Origin of the sequence: Streptomyces corchorusii, from assembly GCF_001514055.1 — a bacterium.
GTDB lineage: Bacteria > Actinomycetota > Actinomycetes > Streptomycetales > Streptomycetaceae > Streptomyces > Streptomyces olivaceoviridis.
Window position 1 is genome coordinate 160,729 of the sequence record NZ_KQ948354.1, and the last position, 20,030, is coordinate 180,758.

General features: G+C 72.3%; 19 protein-coding genes and 1 pseudogene. 12 read left to right on the forward strand and 8 right to left on the reverse strand.

The genetic code is table 11. The features are described 5' to 3' along the window. The first annotated feature begins 11 nt into the window (after nt 1–11). Genes AQJ11_RS10735 through AQJ11_RS10745 form a run of 3 tightly spaced genes read left to right on the forward strand, consistent with a single transcriptional unit; the run spans nt 12 to nt 3,338 of the window. A complete protein-coding gene (locus AQJ11_RS10735; protein WP_059262895.1) occupies nt 12–1,175 on the forward strand; it encodes a toxic anion resistance protein in 1,164 nt (387 codons plus the stop codon). Then, nucleotides 1,172–2,710: a substrate-binding and vWA domain-containing protein gene (locus AQJ11_RS10740; protein WP_059262896.1), complete on the forward strand. Its 1,539-nt coding sequence runs from the start codon at nt 1,172–1,174 to the stop codon at nt 2,708–2,710. Before AQJ11_RS10735 ends, AQJ11_RS10740 begins: the two co-directional genes overlap by 4 nt. Beyond that, nucleotides 2,697–3,338, forward strand: a complete 642-nt coding sequence (locus tag AQJ11_RS10745; RefSeq protein WP_244218189.1) for a hypothetical protein — start codon at nt 2,697–2,699, stop codon at nt 3,336–3,338. The genes AQJ11_RS10740 and AQJ11_RS10745 overlap by 14 nt, the downstream gene beginning before the upstream one ends. On the opposite strand, the gene AQJ11_RS49170 is transcribed toward AQJ11_RS10745, so the two are convergent. Together AQJ11_RS49170 and AQJ11_RS10755 are read right to left on the reverse strand one after the other, a co-directional pair. Beyond that, nucleotides 3,328–5,007, reverse strand: a complete 1,680-nt coding sequence (locus AQJ11_RS49170; protein ID WP_059262897.1) for an NHL repeat-containing protein — start codon at nt 5,005–5,007, stop codon at nt 3,328–3,330. The two genes, AQJ11_RS10745 and AQJ11_RS49170, sit on opposite strands and share 11 nt — an antisense overlap. A 267-nt stretch (nt 5,008–5,274) precedes the next feature. Continuing rightward, on the reverse strand, nt 5,275–7,098 hold the full coding sequence (locus tag AQJ11_RS10755) for a phosphoenolpyruvate carboxykinase (GTP) (protein WP_059262898.1): 1,824 nt from the start codon (nt 7,096–7,098) through the stop codon (nt 5,275–5,277). Nucleotides 7,099–7,377: 279 nt separating this feature from the next. Between AQJ11_RS10755 and trhA the strand changes: the two genes are divergently transcribed. The 3 genes from trhA to AQJ11_RS10770 all read left to right on the forward strand — a co-directional run bounded on the left by trhA (nt 7,378) and on the right by AQJ11_RS10770 (nt 9,653). After that, the gene (gene trhA, locus AQJ11_RS10760; RefSeq protein WP_059262899.1) at nt 7,378–8,091 is read left to right on the forward strand and encodes a PAQR family membrane homeostasis protein TrhA; all 714 of its coding nucleotides are present in this window, start codon (nt 7,378–7,380) and stop codon (nt 8,089–8,091) included. 185 nt (nt 8,092–8,276) lie between these two features. Continuing rightward, nucleotides 8,277–8,909 (forward strand): TetR/AcrR family transcriptional regulator, encoded by a 633-nt coding sequence (locus AQJ11_RS10765; protein ID WP_014674638.1) that lies wholly within the window; start codon nt 8,277–8,279, stop codon nt 8,907–8,909. A gap of 33 nt (nt 8,910–8,942) precedes the next feature. Then, entirely contained in the window at nt 8,943–9,653 is a 711-nt protein-coding gene (locus AQJ11_RS10770) for a Mut7-C RNAse domain-containing protein (protein ID WP_014674637.1), read from the forward strand. A 57-nt stretch (nt 9,654–9,710) separates the two neighbouring features. Here AQJ11_RS10770 and AQJ11_RS10775 read toward each other — a convergent pair whose 3' ends face one another. After that, on the reverse strand, nt 9,711–11,744 hold the full coding sequence (locus AQJ11_RS10775) for a thioredoxin domain-containing protein (RefSeq protein WP_014674636.1): 2,034 nt from the start codon (nt 11,742–11,744) through the stop codon (nt 9,711–9,713). 196 nt (nt 11,745–11,940) lie between these two features. Between AQJ11_RS10775 and AQJ11_RS10780 the strand changes: the two are divergent. Then, nucleotides 11,941–12,570, forward strand: a pseudogene (locus AQJ11_RS10780) (hypothetical protein); the annotation flags it as partial. 22 nt (nt 12,571–12,592) lie between these two features. Here AQJ11_RS10780 and AQJ11_RS10785 read toward each other — a convergent pair. Together AQJ11_RS10785 and mca are read right to left on the reverse strand one after the other, a co-directional pair. Next, nucleotides 12,593–12,841 carry a hypothetical protein gene (locus AQJ11_RS10785; RefSeq protein WP_167360855.1) on the reverse strand — a complete coding sequence of 83 codons (249 nt, stop codon included), beginning with the start codon at nt 12,839–12,841 and terminating at the stop codon, nt 12,593–12,595. Then, complete coding sequence (gene mca, locus AQJ11_RS10790; protein ID WP_078611806.1) at nt 12,834–13,715, reverse strand: mycothiol conjugate amidase Mca; 882 nt, start codon at nt 13,713–13,715, stop codon at nt 12,834–12,836. Before mca ends, AQJ11_RS10785 begins: the two co-directional genes overlap by 8 nt. Nucleotides 13,716–13,874: 159 nt before the next feature. Here mca and AQJ11_RS10795 point away from each other — a divergent pair, with 159 nt between their 5' ends. Together AQJ11_RS10795 and greA are read left to right on the forward strand one after the other, a co-directional pair. Next, entirely contained in the window at nt 13,875–14,273 is a 399-nt protein-coding gene (locus tag AQJ11_RS10795) for a DUF4307 domain-containing protein (protein WP_059262901.1), read from the forward strand. Nucleotides 14,274–14,473: 200 nt separating this feature from the next. Next, nucleotides 14,474–14,971, forward strand: coding sequence for a transcription elongation factor GreA (greA, locus tag AQJ11_RS10800; RefSeq protein ID WP_014674631.1), 498 nt, complete (start codon nt 14,474–14,476; stop codon nt 14,969–14,971). 109 nt (nt 14,972–15,080) lie between these two features. Here the strand turns inward: greA and AQJ11_RS10805 are convergent, their stop codons facing one another. The 3 genes from AQJ11_RS10805 to ilvA form a co-directional block, all read right to left on the reverse strand. After that, a complete protein-coding gene (locus AQJ11_RS10805) occupies nt 15,081–15,932 on the reverse strand; it encodes an ABC transporter permease (RefSeq protein ID WP_059262902.1) in 852 nt (283 codons plus the stop codon). Further along, entirely contained in the window at nt 15,929–16,912 is a 984-nt protein-coding gene (locus AQJ11_RS10810) for an ATP-binding cassette domain-containing protein (RefSeq protein WP_058081702.1), read from the reverse strand. Before AQJ11_RS10810 ends, AQJ11_RS10805 begins: the two co-directional genes overlap by 4 nt. 226 nt (nt 16,913–17,138) lie before the next feature. Then, complete coding sequence (gene ilvA / locus AQJ11_RS10815) at nt 17,139–18,368, reverse strand: threonine ammonia-lyase (RefSeq protein WP_059262903.1); 1,230 nt, start codon at nt 18,366–18,368, stop codon at nt 17,139–17,141. A gap of 162 nt (nt 18,369–18,530) precedes the next feature. On the opposite strand from ilvA, the gene AQJ11_RS10820 reads away from it, so the two are divergent. From AQJ11_RS10820 to AQJ11_RS10830, 3 genes are all read left to right on the forward strand, one after another. Beyond that, complete coding sequence (locus AQJ11_RS10820; protein ID WP_175252433.1) at nt 18,531–19,037, forward strand: MarR family winged helix-turn-helix transcriptional regulator; 507 nt, start codon at nt 18,531–18,533, stop codon at nt 19,035–19,037. Between the two features lie 137 nt (nt 19,038–19,174). Next, nucleotides 19,175–19,678 (forward strand): sigma factor-like helix-turn-helix DNA-binding protein, encoded by a 504-nt coding sequence (locus AQJ11_RS10825; protein ID WP_059262904.1) that lies wholly within the window; start codon nt 19,175–19,177, stop codon nt 19,676–19,678. 97 nt (nt 19,679–19,775) lie between these two features. After that, complete coding sequence (locus AQJ11_RS10830) at nt 19,776–20,024, forward strand: hypothetical protein (RefSeq protein ID WP_014674625.1); 249 nt, start codon at nt 19,776–19,778, stop codon at nt 20,022–20,024. Nucleotides 20,025–20,030 lie beyond the last annotated feature (6 nt).

Below are 20,030 nucleotides of genomic sequence, written 5' to 3' on the forward strand. Positions count from 1 at the left end.
GGACCCACCGCATGACCGACAGCGACTTCCAGCTCACCCCGCCCGACCCCGTGCCGGCCGTGCCCAAGGAGAAGGCCGGCGGACTGGTGCCCGTCGAGGACGCGGTGCGCACCGACATGGCCCGCAAGGCCACCGCCTTCGTCGAGCAGCTCGCCGCGCTCGACGCCCGCTCGCCGGAGTTCGCGGGCAAGGTCGGCGAGATCACCGCGCTCGGCGCCGGCGAGATGCGCACCGCCGCCGTCCAGTCCAACCGCATGCTGGAGCGGGCCGTGCGCAGCCTGCCCGACAAGGGCGGGGACGCCCAGGGCAAGGTCGCCGGCTCGCTCGTGGAACTCCGCCGGGCGGTGGAGGACCTGGACCCGCGGGACCTGCCCGCGCACAGGGGCCGCAGGTTCCTGTCCCGGCTGCCCGGCGGCAACAAGCTGCGCGACCACCTCGCCAAGTACGCCTCCGCGCAGGGCAACCTGAACCGGATCGTCGGCGCGCTGCGCGGCGGTCAGGACGAACTGCGCCGGGACAACGCCGCGTTGCAGACCGAGCGGGTCCGGCTGTGGGAGACGATGGGCAAGCTCCAGGAGTACGTCGTCCTCACCCAGGCCCTGGACACCGCCGTCGAGGAGCACATCGCCGGGGTCGGCGACCCGCAGGAGGCCGACGCCCTCCGCGCCGACGTGCTCTTCCCGGTCCGGCAGAAGCACCAGGACCTGCTCACCCAGCTGGCGGTGTGCGCGCAGGGCTACCTCGCCATGGACGTCGTACGCCGCAACAACGACGAGCTGATCAAGGGCGTCGACCGGGCCGCCACGACCACCGTCTCGGCGCTGCGCATCTCCGTGCTGCTGGCCTCCGCCCTGGACCGCCAGAAGAAGGTCGTCGAGCAGGTCCACGCGTTGCGCGGGACCACCGAGGACCTCATCCGGGGCAACGCCGAGATGCTCGCCACGCAGAGCGGCGAGATCCAGCGCATCGCCGCCGACCCGGCGGTCGGCGCGGAGACCCTGCGCGCCGCGTTCCAGCAGATCTACCGCACCCTCGACGCCATCGACAGCTACAAGGTCCAGGCGACCGAGGTCATGGCGAGCACCGTGCAGTCCCTCACGGACGAACTGCGGGGGGCCTCCGCCCACCTGGAGCGCAGCCGCGCCCAGGGCGCGCTGGAGGGGGGCCTCGGATGAGACGACGCTCCCTGCTCGCCGTGCTCGTCGTCGCCGCCGGCCTGCTGAGCGCGTGCACCGCCGAGGACCCGAAGGAGGACCCGAACGCGCCGAAGCCCGGCACCCTCCGGGTCCTCGCCTCCAGCGAACTGAGCGACATGACCGCCGTCTTCGACCGCGTCCGCCAGGACACCGGCATCACCGTCCGGCCCACCTACATGGGCACCCTGGACGCCGTCGACCTGCTGGCCCGGGGGAAGGCGGACGGGGCGTACGACGCGCTGTGGCTGTCGTCGGACGACTATCTGCGGCTGCGGCCCGAGGCGGCGAGGAAGGTGCTGTCCGAGACGCCGGTCATGTCCAGCCCGGTCGCCATCGGCGTCCGGCCGGCGACCGTGCGGGAGCTCGGCTGGAAGCCGGAGAACGTCACCTGGTCCCAGGTGGACAGGGCCGTCCGGGACGGGAGGCTGACCTACGGCATGACCGACCCGGCGCGCTCCAACTCCGGCTTCGCCACGCTGGTCTCGGTCGCCTCCGCCCTCTCCGGCGCCCAGTCCGCGCTGACCGACGCCGACGTGGCGAAGGCGACGCCCCGGCTGAAGGAGTTCTTCCGGGGCCAGAAGCTGACCTCGGGCTCGTCGGGCTGGCTCGCCACCGCCTACCGGCGGCGCGGCACCGTGGACGCCCTGCTCAACTACGAGTCCGTCCTCAAGGGCATCCCGGGCCTCACCGTGATCCGCCCCCGCGACGGCGTCGTCACCGCCGACTACCCGTTCTCCTCGCTCGCGTCCACCGACGCCCGCACCCGCGAGGACGTCCGCAAGGTGACCGCGGACCTGCGCACCGACGCCGTGCAGAAGCTGATCACCGACACCACCCGCCGCCGCCCGGTCGTGCCCTCGGTGCGGCCCGCCGCCGGCCTCGACACCGGCCGGCGCCGTGAACTGCCCTTCCCCGGCAGCCGCTCGGTGGCCGACGGGCTGCTGGACTCGTACGAGAACGAACTGCGCCGCCCGTCGCGCACGGTGTACGTCCTGGACACCTCCGGCTCCATGGAGGGCGACCGGCTCTCGGCGCTGAAGAAGGCGCTGACCGGGCTCACCGGCGACTTCCGGGACCGGGAGGAGGTGACGCTGATGCCGTTCGGCTCGAACGTGAAGAGCGTGCGCACCCACGTCGTCGACCCGAAGGACCCGGGGGCCGGCCTGGCCGCGATCCGCCGGGACACCGACGCCCTCGGCGCCGACGGCGGCACCGCCGTCTACACCTCGCTGGAGCAGGCGTACGACCATCTCGGGCCCGACCGGGACACGTTCACCTCCATCGTGCTGATGACCGACGGCGAGAACACCGCGGGCGCCGAGGCGGGCGACTTCGACGGCTTCTACCGCGCCCTCGGCCGCGACCGGCGGGACATCCCCGTCTTCCCGATCCTGTTCGGCGACTCCTCCCGCTCCGAACTCCAGCACATCGCCGACCTGACCGGCGGCCGGCTCTTCGACGCCCGGCAGGGCTCGCTGGACGGCGCCTTCGAGGAGATCCGTGGCTATCAGTAAGGTCCCCGGCGACAAGGTCCTCGGCTACCTGGAGTCCCGCAAGAACCTCACCGGCGGCGCCTGCGGGCTGCTCGGCCTGGTGCTGACCTTCGCCGGGGTCGCGGGACCGTACTGGCCGGTCGTGGTGGCCGGGTTGTACGGCGCGGGCGCGCTGATCGCCCCGCCGGAGCGGCCCGCCGTGCCGGACTTCCCCAGCCCGTCGGCCCAACTGGATGAGGTCCGCGCCGACTTCGATCGGCTCGGCGGCTACCTCGCGGACGTCGACCTGCCGCCCGAGGCCGCCGCCCGGCTCGGCGGACTGACCGGGCTGCTGGGCGCGCTGCTGGAACCGGGCTGGGTCGCCGAGGCGCTGGCCCGGGACCCGGAGGGCGTGCACACCGTCTCCCGGGCGGTGCGGCAGGACATCCCGGAGGCCGTGGACGCCTTCGTCCGCACCCGCTGGTGGACGCGTCTGGCGCCGGGCACCGAGCCGCCCGAACGCCATCTGGAGCGGCAGCTCGATCTGCTGCGGCAGGAGGCCGAGCGGCTGGCGGCGGAGCTCGGCGAGGCCGAGGCCCGCCGCCAGGAGTCCCACACCCGCTACCTTCAGGACCGGGGCGGGACGGGGGACGGCGAACTCAGCGCCTGACGTACACCGTGACCGACGCCGTGGCACCCGTGTGCAGGTCGTCGCCCGGCCAGCCGACGGTGTAGGTCACCTCGCGCCGGGTGCGCGGCAGGTCGTCGACGGTGAAGGTGCCGTCGGCGGCGACGGTCACCGACGACAGGGAGCCGGTGCCGAGCCGGTCCGTGCGCCGCACGGTGAGCGTGGCCCGCTCGGGCAGGGCCTTGCCCTGTGCGGTGAACGTGCCGGTGAGGTGGACGCCCTCGCTCGTCGTGGCCTCGTCCGGACCGGTCAGCGTGAGCGAGCTGGGCGCCTTGCCGACCGTCACCGTGTGGGTGATGTCGGGGGCGGGGCGGTGGGTGAGGTCGCCGAGGAAGGACACGGTGTAGGTGGCGTCGCCGACCAGGTCGGGCTCGTCCAGGACGGTGAAGGTGCCGTCGTCCCGGACGGTGGCGGTGCCCAGTTGGTGCCTGCCGTTCGCGTCCTCGCGCACGGCGGTCACCTTCAGCGGCTCGGCGGGCGCGGGCCCGTCCCACTCCAGCCGGCCGCGCACCGACAGCGGCTCGCCCGCGACGGCACCGGAGGGGCTGTGGGCGAGGTCGCCGGTGAAGCGGGTGTCGTACTGGACGGCCGGGGGCTGGATGACGTGCAGCCAGTACTCCTGGCCGGTGCCGCCCCGGGTGACCGCGAAGAGCCGGGAGCCGTCCTCGGACCAGGCGAGGCCCCGCGGGGTGACGCCGTTGCCGTCGAGGCTGCCCTCGAAGGCGAACTCCAGCGGCGGGGTGCCGTCGGCCGGGTCGGCGCTCTGCACCAGCAGATCGGGCGTGCCGCCGGCGGCCTGGGCGCCCCGGGCGATGTACTTCCCGTCGCCGCTGAAGGCGACGGCGGTGGAGGTCGCGCCGGCGGGCAGGGCCTGGTACTGGCCGGGCGCGTCCGACAGGTCGCCGGCGTTCAGCAGCCGGGTGCCGGCGGTGGCGTCGGCCACGGCGACCTCGGTGCCGTCCGGGCTCGCCGCCATGTCCTGTAGGTCGAGGGCGCCCTTGCCGTCGGCGTCCGCGAACCGGCGGGCGGCTTCCCGCACCGGGGTGGCGCCGCTGACGTCGAACGAGGCGAGGAAGGGGTTCGCGGCGCCGCTCTCCTTGGGCTGGCCCATGAGGAGACGGTTCCGCGCGCGGGCCCCCGGGGCGAGCTGGAGCCGGCCGACGTCGTTCCAGCCGGTCCGGGAGACCGTGCCGTTCGTGAGCGTGTCCAGGGACGTCGTCGCCGTGGCGCACTGGTAGCTCTGGTAGACGTAGGCGTCGGTGCTCCACACCGTGCCGCCCGCGTAGGCGAGCTGGCGTCCGCAGGTGTCGTAGGCGGCGCTGTGCGCGCCCGTCTGCTGGAGCGTGCCGGTGTCGTAGGTGACGACGCGTCCGCTCTCGCCCACGTACAGCGTCGCGGAGTCCTCGCCGAGCGCCACGCCGGAGACCGGGCCCGGGTGCGCGAGCGCCGCGACCTTCCGGCCCTGGAAGTCGTAGACCAGCACCGTGCCGGCGGCCTGGCCGTCGCGCTGGTCGGCGATGTAGACGCGCTGGTGCACGGAGTCGACGGCCAGGCCCGAGTACGACGAGATCGGCAGCTTGGCGACGGCGTCGGAGGCCGCCGCGTGGGCCGCGGGCGCGGCGGCGACGGTCAGTCCGGTCCCGGCGAGCACCGCGGTGAGCAGTGTGGCCGCGAGACGTCTGGAGCGGTGTGCTGTATTCAACTGTGCCCCCCACAGGCTGAATCGAGCACCTCACCGGTGTCGGTGAGACGCCTGTAGGGGTCATGAAAGCGCTGTGAAGATCTCGTGGGCAAGGGGGCGCGCGCGACCGGGCCCCGCACACCTTTGTGCGGGGCCCGGCGGATCGTTCACCGCGGCCGGTCGTGACGATCGCTGGTCAGGGCACGGCGACCGGCCGCGGGGTCATCGGTGGGCGGTTCAGCCCAGGCGCTCCACCAGCGCCCGGTACTGGTCCCACAGCTCCTTAGGGGTGTGGTCGCCGAAGGTGTCGAGGTGCCCGGGGATCAGCGCGGCCTCCTCGCGCCAGACCTCCTTGTCGACCGTGAGCAGGAACTCCAGGTCGGAGTCGGACAGTTCGAGGCCGTCGGTGTCCAGGGCGCCCTTCGCCGGCAGGATGCCGATCGGCGTCTCGACGCCCTCGGCCCTGCCCTCCAGCCGCTCCACGATCCACTTCAGGACCCGGGAGTTCTCGCCGAAGCCCGGCCAGACGAAGCGGCCCTCGTCGTTCTTCCGGAACCAGTTGACGTAGTAGATCTTCGGCAGCTTGGACTGGTCCTTGTCCTTGGCGACGTCGACCCAGTGGGCCATGTAGTCGCCCATGTTGTAGCCGCAGAACGGCAGCATCGCGAACGGGTCGCGGCGCAGCTCGCCGACCTTGCCCTCTGCCGCGGCGGTCTTCTCGGATGCCACGTTGGCGCCGAGGAAGACGCCGTGGTTCCAGTCGAAGGACTCCGTCACCAGCGGCACCGCCGTCGCGCGGCGCCCGCCGAAGAGGATCGCCGAGATCGGCACGCCCTTCGGGTCCTCCCACTCGGGCGCGATGATCGGGCACTGCGAGGCCGGCACGGTGAAGCGGGCGTTGGGGTGGGCGGCCGGGGTCGCGGACTGAGGCGTCCAGTCGTTGCCCTTCCAGTCGGTCAGGTGGGCCGGGGGCTCCTCGGTCATGCCCTCCCACCACACGTCGCCGTCGTCGGTGAGCGCGACGTTGGTGAAGACCGCGTTGCCCCACAGGGTCTTCATGGCGTTGGCGTTGGTGTGCTCGCCGGTGCCGGGCGCGACGCCGAAGAAGCCGGCCTCGGGGTTGATCGCGTACAGCCGGCCGTCCTCGCCGAACCGCATCCAGGCGATGTCGTCGCCGATGGTCTCCACCGTCCAGCCGGAGACGGTGGGCTCCAGCATGGCGAGGTTGGTCTTGCCGCAGGCGGAGGGGAAGGCGGCGGCGACGTACTTGGACTCGCCCTGCGGCGGGGTGAGCTTGAGGATCAGCATGTGCTCGGCCAGCCAGCCCTCGTCGCGTGCCATGACGGAGGCGATGCGCAGGGCGTAGCACTTCTTGCCGAGCAGGGCGTTGCCGCCGTAGCCGGAGCCGTAGGACCAGATCTCCCGAGACTCGGGGAAGTGCGAGATGTACTTGGTCTGGTTGCAGGGCCAGGGGACGTCCTCCTGGCCGGGCTCCAGCGGGGCACCGAGCGTGTGGACGGCCTTGACGAAGAAGCCGTCGTCGCCGAGCTCGTCCAGGACGGCCTGGCCCATGCGCGTCATCGTGCGCATCGAGACGGCGACGTAGGCGGAGTCGGTGATCTCCACGCCCAGCGCGGACAGCGGGGAGCCGAGCGGGCCCATGCAGAAGGGCACGACGTACATGGTCCGGCCCCGCATGGAGCCCCGGAACAGGCCCTGGTCGCCGGTGAAGATCTCCCGCATCTCGGCGGGGGCCTTCCAGTGGTTGGTCGGGCCCGCGTCCTCCTCCTTCTCCGAGCAGATGAAGGTCCGGTCCTCGACGCGCGCGACGTCGGACGGATCGGAGGCGGCGTAGTAGGAGTGGGGGCGCTTGACCGGGTCGAGTTTCTTGAACGTTCCCTTGGCGACCAGTTCCTCGCACAGCCGCTCGTACTCGGCCTCGGAGCCGTCACACCAGACCACGCTGTCCGGCTGCGTCAGTTCGGCGATCTCGTTCACCCACGAGATCAGTTCCTGATGGTTGGTGGGGACGACGGTGGGAGCCGCGATGTCGCGCGCCACGATTGCTCCTAAGTGAGGGATTTTTTGTGTTCTCGCCCCGTGGGGGCCGCGACCCGGATGCTTCGTAGCCTGCTCATCCGGTGCCGACCGCACTCATTTGATCATCCGAGTCTAGTGCCCATCTGTCCAGAGGGCATCACAAGTGAGCGGCGTGAGGAATGCCACGGTCACCACGACTCTTTGCGTCCACGTTGGGTTCAGCTGAAGGACTTTTTGCCGGATGACTTGATCGGACGTGCATTGACGACTGACTTACGGCAGCGTCGGTACCATGCGGCCATGACTGCGTCCGCCTCCGACGCGCCCACGGACACGCCGGCCGCCGGCCGTGGTCCCGTGGCGCTCTCCCTGCCGCATCCGGTCAAGCCCAGGCTCCGCGGCTGGCTGCACCTCGGTATGTTCCCGGCCGTACTCATCGCGGGCCTCGTGCTCACCGCCCTCGCCGACTCGACCAGAGGCCGCGTCGCCTGCGGCATCTACGCCCTGACGGCCTGCCTCCTGTTCGGCGTCAGCGCGCTCTACCACCGGGGCAACTGGAGCCCCCGCATGGACGGCGTGCTGCGCCGCCTCGATCACGCCAACATCTTCCTGATCATCGCGGGCACCTACACCCCGCTGACCCTGCTGCTCCTGCCCGGCGCCAAGGGCCAGTGGCTGCTGTGGGGCATCTGGGCCGCCGCGGCGGCCGGCATCGTCTTCCGCGTCTTCTGGGTCGGCGCCCCGCGCTGGCTGTACACGCCCTGCTACATCGCGATGGGCTGGGCGGCCGTCTTCTTCCTGCCCGACTTCCTGCGCACGGGCGGCATCGCCGTCCTGGTCCTGGTGGTCGTCGGCGGCCTGCTCTACAGCGCCGGCGGCGTGATCTACGGCATCAAGCGCCCGAACCCGTCACCGCGCTGGTTCGGCTTCCACGAGGTCTTCCACTCCCTCACCCTCGCCGCGTTCGTCGTCCACTACGTCGGGATCTCGCTGGTGGCGTACCAGCACGCGTAACCCTCCCCCCCCCGGCCTTCCCCGGCCACGGCTCACCCGAGCCGTGGCCGTTTCTCATGCCGGTGCTCCCCGCCGCGCCGGTCATGCCGTCCGCCCTGTCCGTGCCGCCCTCGCTGTCCGGCCCCGACGAGCGCGCTGTCCCCGGCCGTGGCCCCCACCACGGCAGATGCCGGACAATGACCGGCATGACGCCCGCACGTTCCCCGCTCTCCCCCGCCGACCGCCCCCAGCCGGGCCTGCGTGAACGCAAGAAGATCAAGACGCGCGAGGCGATCCGCGCCGCGACCTACGCGCTGATCGAGGAGCAGGGCTACGACGCCACCACGATCGACCAGATCGCCGACCGGGCCGAGGTGTCACCGTCGACCGTCTTCCGGTACTTCCCGACCAAGGAGGACATCGTCCTCACGGGCGAGTACGACCCGCTGATGCCGGAGGAGGTGCGCGCGCGGCCCGCGGGAGAGCCGTGGACGGACTCGGTACGGCACGTGATGCACAAGGCCATCGACACGATGATGGCGGAGGACCCCGACGCGGTGCGGGTGCGGGCGCACCTCGCGGTCCAGGTCCCCGCCGTCCGGTCCCGGATGGTCGAGAGCATGTCGGAAAGCGGGCGCCTGCTGCGCGCGGCCCTCGCCGAACGCTCCGGGCTGGCCGCGGACAGCCTCGAAGCGCGCGTCTGCGCGACGGCCCTCGTCGGCGGCCTGATGGAGGTCAGCATGTCCTGGGCGGAGAACGGCTTCCAGGACGACCTGGGCGACCTGCTGGACCGGGCCCTGGACGTCCTGGAGCACGGCCTCCCCGCCGGAAAACCCTGAGGCCACGGCCCGCTGCCGTGACATGCTGACCGGGTGAACGGTCCTGAGATCCACGTCGAGTTCGCCCCCGAGCTGGCCGTGTTCGTCCAGCGGAGACCGCACCGGACGCTCGTCACCGACGGAGTGTCGTCCCTCGGCCATGTCGTCGAGTCCCTCGGGGTACCGCTCACCGAGGTCGGCGCGCTGGTCGTGGACGGCCGCGAGGTCCCGCCCTCGCACGTCCCGGGGCCGGCCGAGCGGCTGGTGGTCCGGCCGGTGGAACGCCCCCAGCGGGTGCCCGGCGCACCCCTGCGCTTCCTCCTCGACGTCCACCTCGGCACGCTGGCCCGCCGGCTGCGGCTGCTCGGCGTGGACACGGCGTACGAGTCGACGGACATCGGCGACCCGGCGCTCGCCGCCCGCTCGGCGGCCGAGAAGCGGGTCATGCTCAGCCGTGACCGGGGCCTGCTGCGCCGCCGGGAACTGTGGGCCGGCGCCTTCGTCTACAGCACCCGCCCCGACGACCAGCTCCACGACGTCCTCGACCGCTTCGCCCCCGAGCTGAGCCCCTGGACCCGCTGCACCGCCTGCAACGGCCTGCTGCGACAGGCCACCAAGGACGAGGTCGCCGCCCAGCTCAAGCACGGCACCCAACGCTCCTACGACGTCTTCGCCCAGTGCACGGCCTGCGGCCGGGCGTACTGGAAGGGCGCGCACCACGACCAGCTGGAAGCCATCGTGGCGCGCGCCCTGAACAACCGCTGACGCCTGCTCACGGCCCAGCGGTCCACGGCCGGGTCCGCCGGGCCGGCGGCCGGGCCCTCAGGGCGCGGTCAGCTTCGTGCGCAAGGCGTCCGGGTCCGTCACCGGCAGGTCGCAGACGAAGCCGCGGCAGACGTACGCGGTCGGCGCGCCCTCGACGAGGGTGCGGTCGGCGAGCAGCGGGAACTCCTCGCTGTCCGGGGTGCCGCAGGCGACGACGGCCCCCGGGGCGGTGCTCAGCAGCGCCGTCCGGTGCAGGGCCGCCGTCCGCTCGTCGTCCGGGGCCGGTCCGACGACCGCCACCTCGCGCGGCCCGTCGAGCAGCGCCTCGGCGACGGCCAGCCCCCATCCGATGAACCGGGGCACGCGCGGCCCGAGCGTCTTCACGACCCCCAGCGCCCGCTCGGCGGCGGCCCGGTGCGGCTCGGAGCCGGTGTGGGCGGCGTAGCTCAGCAGGGCCCCGGCCGCGGCGGTCCAGCCGGAGGGGGCGGCGTTGTCGGTGGGGTCTTGGGGCCGGCGGATGAGCTGCTCGGCGTCGGACGCGGTGTCGTACAGGGCACCGGTCTCGGTGTCGGTGAAACGGGCCAGGACGTGGTCGAGCAGCAGCCCGGCGAAGTCGAGCCAGACGCCCTCGCCGGTCACGGAGGCGAGCGCGAGGAAGCCCTCGGCGACGTCGGCGTAGTCCTCCAGCACGCCCGCGTTCGGGCCGACCCGGCCGTCCTTGCTGGTGCGGGCGAGCCGCCCGTGTTCGTCCAGGTGGACGCGGACCAGCAGGTCGGCGGCGGCCACGGCGGCCTCGGTGAGGTCCGGCCGGTCGAAGCAGGCGCCGGTCTCGGCGAGCGCGGCGATGGCGAGCCCGTTCCAGGCGGCGACGACCTTGTCGTCCCGGCCGGGCGCGGGGCGCCGCGCCCGGGCGGCGAGGAGCCGGTCCTTGACGGAGGCGATCTTCTCGGCCTCGAACACGCCCTCCGTCTGCGGGAGTTGCAGGACGGACTGGCCGTGCTCGAAGGTGCCCTCGTCCGTCACGCCGAAGTACTGGGCGGCGAGTTCGGCGTCGTCGCCGAGGGCCTCGCGCAGCTGGTCGGGCCGCCAGACGTAGTACGCCCCCTCGACGTGCCGCCCGCTGCCGTCGTCGCTGTCGGCGTCGAGGGCGGAGGCGAATCCGCCCTCGGCGGTGCGCAGTTCACGGAGCAGGAACTGGGCGGTGTCCAGCGCGACCCGCCGGGCGAGGTCCGAGCCGGTGGCCCGCCACAGGTGGGTGTACACCCGGCAGAGCAGGGCGTTGTCGTACAGCATCTTCTCGAAGTGCGGCACGACCCAGTCGCGGTCCACCGAGTACCGGGCGAACCCGCCGCCGAGCTGGTCGTAGATGCCGCCCCTGGCCATCCGCTCGCACGTGTCCTGGGCCATCTGGAGCGCGCCCTCGGCACCGGTCCGCGCGTGATGGCGGAGCAGGAACTCCAGCACCATGGACGGCGGGAACTTCGGCGCGCCGCCGAATCCGCCGCGCTGCGGGTCGTACTCGCGGGTGAGCCCGAGCAGGGCCTGCGCGAGTTCCTGCTCGCCGGGCGCCTCGGCGGCCTGCCGGACGATCTCCCGCTGGGCGAGGTCGCGGACGATCTTCCCGGCGACGTCGGCGACCTCGTCCCGGCGGGTGGTCCAGGCCTGCTGGACGCCCTCCAGGACCTGCCGGAAGGAGGGCATGCCGTGCCGGGGCGCGGGCGGGAAGTAGGTGCCGAAGTAGAACGGCTCCGCGTCCGGGGTGAGGAAGACGGTCATGGGCCAGCCGCCGTGCCCGGTGGCCGCCTGGACGGCCTCCATGTAGACGGCGTCCACGTCCGGCCGCTCCTCGCGGTCGACCTTGACGCTGACGAAGTGCTCGTTGAGGTAGTCGGCGGTGGCCCGGTCCTCGAAGGACTCGTGGGCCATCACATGGCACCAGTGGCAGCTGCTGTACCCGACGCTCAGCAGGACGGGCCTGCCGGTCCTGCGGGCCTCGTCGAAGGCTTCGCCGGACCACGGCCACCAGTCGACGGGGTTGTCCGCGTGCTGGAGCAGGTACGGGGACGTCTCATGGGCCAGTCGATTCGGCATGACTCCATCCTGCCGCAGCGATGCCCCCGCGGAACGCCGGGCCCGGACGGCACCTCCCGGTTCCGCCGGACCGGCGGGCGCCGCGGCGACGCCGTGGGGCGCGGCTCCCGCACCCTGACCGACCCCCAGGCAGTCGACACGGAACCCTCACCACCCCCGCTGACCGCCGCCCCCTCGCCATCGCGCATCGCCCTGCCTGGGGCAGGCGCTGGAGGAGACCCGCGAGCTGGACCAGGCGGTGCGCGACCTGGAGCGGTCCCGGACGATGTTCTCCCGGATACGGGACGTGTACGGCCTGGCCTGCGCCCGGCACCACTGGGCGCGGGCGACCCGGGACCAGCGGGCGGCGCGGACCGGCTCGCTGCGCGACTCCGGTTCCGCCCGTCAGCTCCTGGTGGACGCGCGCGCCGCCTTCCAGTGGATCGGCGTCGCCCACGGCGAGGCGTGGACCTGCCTGGAGCCGGCCGTGGTGGACGCGGGCGACGCGCGCACGCAGCAGGCGCTGGCGCTGTGCGACGAGGCGCTCGCCGTGTTCACGTCCTACGGCGACCGGCGCGGCGAGGACTGGGCCCGCTTCCTGCGCTGCACCCTGCCGCCGTACGCGGCGCCGGGCGGGGTGGAGGTGGGCACGGCCGTCGCCCAGGAGGAGCTGGCCCAGCTCGCCCGCGTCTCGCATCCGCCGCGGGACGAGAAGCCGGAGGAGTACGTCCCGGCGTACGCCCTGCTGCTGGAGCGGGGTGTCGAGCCGGAGGCCGGCTGGCAGGCCTGGCGGCTGCGCATGACGCCGGACCGCCACGCCCGGGAGGTGATGGGGGTGGCGGTGCCGGCGGGACGCCGACCCCGGCGGGTCAGCGCTGCCGGGCCGCGGAGTCGGCCTGTTCCCGGGCCTGCTCCGCGTCGGCGTCCGGGGACTCCTTGAAGTCGACCTTCTGCATGTGCTTGCTCATCGACTTCATCAGGCCCCACACGGCCACGGCCATCACCGCGAAGACGATGAAGCCGAGGACGCCGGGGGTGACCTTGTTCTCGTCGACCTCCTTGGCGAGGGGGACGAGATGCGTCACTGCCAGGCTCACGCTTGCGCTCATGTCAGGCATTGTCCCGGATGCCCGCGAAGAGGTCGTCCTCGGGGAGGGAGGTATCGACCAGAGACTTCGCCAGCTCGTACTCCTCCGTCGGCCAGACCTCCTTCTGGAGCTCCAGCGGCACCTTGAACCAGCCGCCGTCCGGGTCGATCTGCGTGGCGTGGGCGATCAGCGCCTTGTCGCGGATCTCGAAGAAGTCCGCGCACGGGATGTGCGTGGTCAGGGTGCGCTCGGTGCGCTCCATCTCGTTCCACCGCTTGAGCCACTCGCCGTAGGGCGACTCCAGGCCGCGGTCGAGCATGGCCTGGTGCAGCGCCTCGGTGCGGGGGCGGTTGAAGCCCTGGTTGTAGTAGAGCTTCAGCGGCTGGTAGGCGGGGCCGAACTCGTCCTCGGGGTACTTCTCGGTGTCCGCCGCGCCCTCGAACGCCACCATGGAGATCTTGTGGGTCATGATGTGGTCGGGGTGCGGGTAGCCGCCGTTCTCGTCGTAGGTGGTGATCACCTGCGGGCGGAAGGAGCGGATCTGCTTGACCAGCTCACCGGCCGCCTTGTCGACGTCCTCCAGGGCGAAGCAGCCCTCGGGCAGCGGCGGCAGCGGGTCGCCCTCCGGCAGGCCCGAGTCGACGAAGCCGAGCCACTCCTGCTTGACGCCGAGGATCTCCCGGGCCTCGTCCATCTCCTTGCGGCGCACCTCGTGGATGTGCTCCTCGATGTAGGTGTCGCCCTGGAGCTTCGGATTGAGGATGGACCCGCGCTCTCCGCCGGTGCAGGTCACCACCAGCACGTCCACCCCCTCGGACACGTACTTCGCCATGGTCGCCGCGCCCTTGCTCGACTCGTCGTCGGGGTGCGCGTGAACGGCCATCAGTCGCAGCTGGTCAGTCAAGACTCAATCCTCGGTAAGTCGGCGCCCCGCGTCTTGGGGTGCAGTCAAACAGGTGCCGCCCCGAAGGGGCGTCCCGGAGGGGCCGGTGGTCGGGCGGCGGGCGGGCGGCTTCTATAGTGACCGAATCGGGGGGCGAATAATTCCGCGGAGAGGACGATCATGAGTACCGCGAGCACGCGGCTGCCCGAGGGCCGCTACGGCCGTTCCTCGGATCAGCGTGCCGACCGCAAGCTCAGGATCGCCGGCTCGGTGCTGGGCGCGGCCCTGCTCGCACTGATCGGCTATTTCGCCTACCACTACGTCGCGCAGAACGAGATCAGCGCCGAGGTCATCACCTTCCAGGCCTCCGGCGACGCGGTCAAGGTGCATCTGGAGGTCCGCAAGGACGCCGGCGCGTCCGGCTACTGCACCGTGCGCTCCCAGTCGGCCGACGGCGCCGAGGTGGGCCGCGCGGACTTCCGCTTCTCCGGGTCGGCCACCCGGATCGACAAGGTGGTCACGCTCCGTACGACGGCGCAGGGGACGACGGCCGAACTGCTGGGCTGTCACGCCGACTGACACCCCGCGGACACGCGCGGCCACGCTCCGGGTTCACCCGGAATGCGTAGGCGCTGACCTGCGTTGATGTGATTCTGATGGCTTATGTCCTCCCCCTTCCGGCGTTGAATTGTTAGGCTCGTGGTTTCGCCCATACCTGAGGGAACATTCTTCTGGGTAGGGCGATGCTTTGTATTCCCAGTACCGACGAGGAGCACCCTGTGACCCAGACCAGCGAGAACGTCACCTGGCTGACCCAGGAGGCGTACAACAAGCTCAGGGACGAGCTTGAGTACCTTACTGGTCCTGCGCGCACGGAGATCGCCGCCAAGATCGCGGCTGCGCGCGAGGAGGGCGACCTGCGCGAGAACGGCGGGTACCACGCGGCCAAGGAGGAGCAGGGCAAGCAGGAGCTGCGTGTGCGGCAGCTGACCCAGCTCCTTGAGAACGCCAAGGTCGGCGAGCCGCCGGCCGCGGACGGTGTCGTCGCGCCCGGCATGGTCGTCACGATCGCCTTCGACGGTGACGAGGACGACACGCTGACGTTCCTGCTCGCCTCGCGCGAGTACGCGAGCGCCGACATCGAGACCTACTCGCCGCAGTCCCCGCTCGGCGCGGGCGTCACCGGCCACAAGGTCGGCGAGGACGCGGAGTACGAGCTGCCGAACGGCAAGAAGGCCTCGGTCCGGATCCTGAAGGCCGAGCCGTACACGGGCTGATCCCGGCCCCCTGGTTGGCTTCAGGCCCCCGGCGCCCTCAGGGCCGCCGGGGGCCTTGTCATGACCGGGCCGTCCATCGCACGGGCCCGTGCCCGCCGCCGTAGTGCTGTCAGGCGGTCGCGGAGCGGTACTTGCGCACCGCGAGGGTGCGGAAGACCAGGATGATCACGACCGACCAGATCAACGAGGCCAGGACCGGGTGCTGCATGGGCCAGGCGTCGGGTGTCCGGAAGCCCGGGGGGAGGTTGCCGAACAGCTCCCGGCAGGCCTGCACGGTGGCGCTGAACGGGTTCCACTCCGCTATGTGCCGCAGGAAGGCCGGCATCTGGTTCGCGTCCACGAAGGCGTTCGAGATGAACGTCAGCGGAAACAGCCAGATCAGGCCGCCCGAGGTCGCCGCCTCCGGGGTGCGCACGGAAAGGCCGATGAGCGCGCCGATCCAGGAGAACGCGTAGCCGAGCAGCAGGAACAGGGCGAATCCGGCGAGCACCTTGCCGAGGTTCTCGTGCGTGCGCCAGCCCACCAGCACGGCGACGACCGCGAGCACGAGCAGAGTCAGCGCCGTCTGCACCAGGTCGGCGAGGGTGCGCCCGGTCAGGACCGCGCCGCGCGCCATGGGCAGGGAGCGGAACCGGTCGATGAGGCCCTTGTGCATGTCGTCGGCGATGCCGGCGCCGGCGCCCGCCGTGGCGAACGTGACGGTCTGGGCGAAGATGCCGGCCATCAGGAACTCGCGATAGGCCTGGGTGGAGCTGGACGAGCCGACCTGGATCGAGCCGCCGAAGACGTAGGTGAACAGCACCACGAACATGATGGGCTGGATCAGCCCGAAGATCAGCATCTCGGGGATACGGCCCATGCGGATCAGGTTCCGGCGGGCTATGACCAGTGAGTCCCGGACGGATCTGCCCACGGCGTTGCCGGGCGCCGCGACGGGCGCGGTCTCGGTGACGGCACTCATTTCACGGCCTCCTTGCCGTTCCGCTCGTCCTGCTCGGCGCTCTCCGCCGCGTGTCCGGTCAGGGACAGGAAGACGTCGTCCAGGGTGGGGCGGCGCAGCCCGACGTCGTCCATCTCGATCCCGCGCGAGTCCAGCTCGCGGATGACCTCGGCGAGCAGCTTGGCGCCGCCGGTGACGGGCACCGTGAGCTTGCGGGTGTGCTCCTCGACCGATGGCTCGCCCTTGCCGAAGCCGCGCAGCACCTCCGCGGCGGCGGCTATCTCCTCCCGCTCGTGCACCACGACCTCGACGCGCTCGCCGCCGGTGCGGGCCTTGAGCTGGTCGGACGTGCCCTTGGCGATGACCCGGCCGTGGTCGACGACCGCGATGTCGTGGGCCAGGTGGTCGGCCTCCTCCAGATACTGCGTGGTGAGCAGCAGCGTCGTACCGCCGGAGACGAGCTGTTTGATGACCTCCCACAGCTGCTGGCGGTTGCGCGGGTCGAGGCCCGTCGTCGGTTCGTCCATGAACATCACCGGGGGCGAGACCACGAGGGCCGCGGCGAGGTCCAGCCGGCGGCGCATGCCTCCGGAGTAGGTCTTGGCGGGACGGTCGGCGGCGTCGGCGAGGTGGAACTGCTCCAGCAGCTCCGTCGCGCGCGCCTTGGCCGCCTTCGCCCGCATCTGGTACAGCTGCCCGACCATCTGAAGGTTCTCCCGGCCGGTCAGGTACTCGTCGACCGCCGCGAACTGGCCGGACAGGCCGATCGAGCGGCGCACGGCGTCGGGGTGCCGCAGCACGTCCACACCGGCGACCACCGCCTTGCCGCTGTCGGGGCGCAGCAGGGTCGTCAGGCAGCGGACGGCCGTCGTCTTGCCGGCGCCGTTCGGCCCGAGCAGGCCGAGGACCGTGCCCTCGGGCACGTCGAGGTCGACCCCGTCCAGTGCCCTTACGTCGCCGAAGGTCTTCACCAGGCCTTCGGCATAGATGGCACCTGGCATATGTGTCTCCACGTCGTCGGGGATTTTCGGGACGGATTCTTCGCAAAGGCTAGGTTTGTTCGCCGGGCTGCGCCCGGGGTTTTCGCGGATGCGATGCCGTGCGCGACGGGTGCCGCGCAGGGGCGGGCAGGCGGCCGGCGACCACACGACACACCATAACGCGATGTATCGCGTCCCTCAAGAGGCTTCGCTCGAACGGGTGGTGGCCGTGGCCGGCCGCCGCGGATCAGGACATGACGGTGTAGCCGGCGTCCCGCAGAGCCCGTCCGACCTCGGCGCAGTGCACCGGGCCCTCCGTCTCCAGGTGCAGCTCCACCTCGGCCTCCGTGAGACCGAGCCGGGGATCGGTGCGGACGTGACTGACGTCGAGGACGTTGGCGTCGACCGCCGACAGCACCCCGAGCAGTGTGGCGAGCGCGCCCGGCCGGTCCGTCAGCCGCAGCCGGACGGCCAGGTAGCGGCCCTGCGCGGCCATGCCGTGCCGCAGCACCCGCTGCATCAGCACCGGGTCGACGTTGCCGCCGGAGAGCACCGCGACGACCGGTCCCTCAAAGGCGTCGGGCGCGGCCAGCAGCGCCGCCACCGGGCTCGCCCCGGCCGGCTCCACGACCAGCTTGGCCCGCTCCAGGCAGAGCAGCAGCGCCGCCGACAACTGGTCCTCACTGACCGTGCGCACCTCGTCGACCAGCTCGTCGACGATCCCGAACGGCACCGCACCCGGCCGCCCCACCTTGATGCCGTCGGCCATCGTCGCCGGGTTCAGCAACGACATCGGGCGCCCGGCGGCCAGCGAGGGCGGGTAGCAGGCGGCCCCCTCCGCCTGCACGCCGACGATCCGCACGTCCGGCCGCAGCGCCTTCGCCGCCACCGCGACACCCGCCGCGAGCCCGCCGCCGCCCATGCCGACGACGATCGTGCGGACCTCCGGGCACTGCTCCAGGATCTCCAGGCCGACCGTGCCCTGACCGGCGATCACGTCCGGGTGGTCGAAGGGGTGGATGAACACCGCGCCGGTCGCCGCGGCGTACTCCTGGGCGGCGGCCAGCGTCTCGTCGACCACCTGGCCGTGCAGGCGCACCTCGGCGCCGTAGTCCCGGGTCGCGCTGATCTTCGGCAGCGGCGCGCCCTTCGGCATGAACACCGTCGCGTGCACACCGAGCAGGGAGGAAGCCAGCGCGACGCCCTGCGCGTGGTTGCCGGCGCTCGCCGCCACCACACCGGCCGCCCGCTCCTCCGGCAGCAGCCCCGCGATCCGCACGTAGGCGCCGCGCAGCTTGAACGAGCCGGTCCGCTGGAGGTTCTCACACTTCAGGTGCACGGGGGCGCCGACCAGCTGGGACAGGTGCCGGCTGCCCTCCATCGCGGTCACACGGGCCACCCCCGAGAGCATCTTCCGGGCGCCGCGCACATCGTCGAGGGTCACGGAGCGCAAGGAATCAGCCGCGCGATAGCTCATGACCCCAGCATCGCAGTTCACGTTCGCGCACGGCGGGTGTGACCAAGCAGCGAGACCGGTTCGTGCAGCGCCGGTACGGCTCGGCGCCGGGCCGCGTACCCTGTCCCCCAACCCAGCAGCCCTTCATGAAGCGAGCCTCCGGCCATGCCCAGACCACCTGAAATGTCGATGGACATGACGACTGTCGGTGACACCGGCCTCCTCGACACCCTCCAGCACGAGGTGGCGGTGTTCGCCCGCCGTGCCGAACAGACGCGGCTCGGCGGCGTCGGCCAGGTGCGCAACTCGATGGACCGCGCCGCGTACCTGCTGCTCAACCGGCTCGACAAGGAAGGCCCGATGGGCGTCAAGGCGCTCGCCGCGAGCATGGGCATCGACTCCTCCACGGTCACCCGGCAGGTGGCGCCCCTGGTCGACACCGGGCTCGTCAAGCGCACCTCGCACCCGGAGGACGGGCGCGCGGTCGTGCTCCAGCTGTCGCCGCGCGGCGCCGCACGACTGGAGGAGGTGCGCTCGTCCCGGCGTCAGCTCATGGCCGAGCTGACACACGACTGGGCGCCGGAGGAGCGCGAGCAGTTCTGCACGCTCCTCACCCGCTTCAACCACGCGCTCTCCGCGCGGATGACGGTGCAGGGCGTTCCGGCGGCGGAGCAGTCCCCGGCCTCCTGACCGCGCACCGCACAGCAGACGCCCCGGGGTCTTGACCCCGGCGCGCCACTGGCCTCATATGAGACCGGGTCCGCAGAGGGGTCCGTCCAGACCGGCTCCGGCCGGGCCGGGGGCGGAACCCGTCGGGGGGAGGCGCGGTGGGGGATCGGCAACTGGCCCGTGATGCCCGCCGGGCCCGGGAGTTCGAGGCGTTCGTCGCGGGCGCGGCCGGGCGCCTGCTGCACGCCGCCATGCTGCTCACCGCGGAGGCGCCGGACGCCAACCCGCGCGCGCGGCGCCTGCTGACGCTCGCGCTCGCCCACACCTACGCCCGCTGGGACCGGCTGCGCGGCGAGGACCCGTACGACTGCGCCCGCCAGTACCTCGCCACCCGCTTCGCGCGCACCACCTGGCACCGGTACGGCGCCTTCGGCCGCGCCCGGCCGGATCCGCGCAGTCCGCTCGCCGCGCTCACGCCGCGGGAGCGACTGGTCCTCGTCCTGCGGTTCTACGAGGGGGTCGCCGAGGAGCAGACGGCGGCCCTGCTCGGCCTGCCCACGGAACGCGTCCACGCCCTGTGCGACCGCGCGACGGCCGATGTGCTGCACCCCGCCCGCCCGGCCGCCCGCCGCGCGGCGAACACCGGGGCGGCACCGTCATGAGCCGCGCCGGCGACCTCGTGCGGCGCGTCCCCCCGGACGACCGCCACCAGGGCGGCCCCTTCTCGTGGAAGCGCCGGTCCGGCGGCGGGAGGCCGTGGTGAAACGGGAGGAGCGGGAAGCCGCCGTGCGGCGGATCATGGAGCGGGGCGGGGCGCCGGTGCCGCCGGAGCTGTGCGGGGACGCGGTGCGCCGTGGGGAACGCCTGCTGCGGCAGCGGCGGCTCGTCCGCCGGATCCTGTGGCTCCTGGCCTGCGTCGCGGCCGTCGCGTTCGCGGTGTGGGCGGCCGACGCCCACCCCTGGGTGGAGCCGCCCTCGCAGACGACCCCACCGCTCACCGGCTGGTGAACCCCG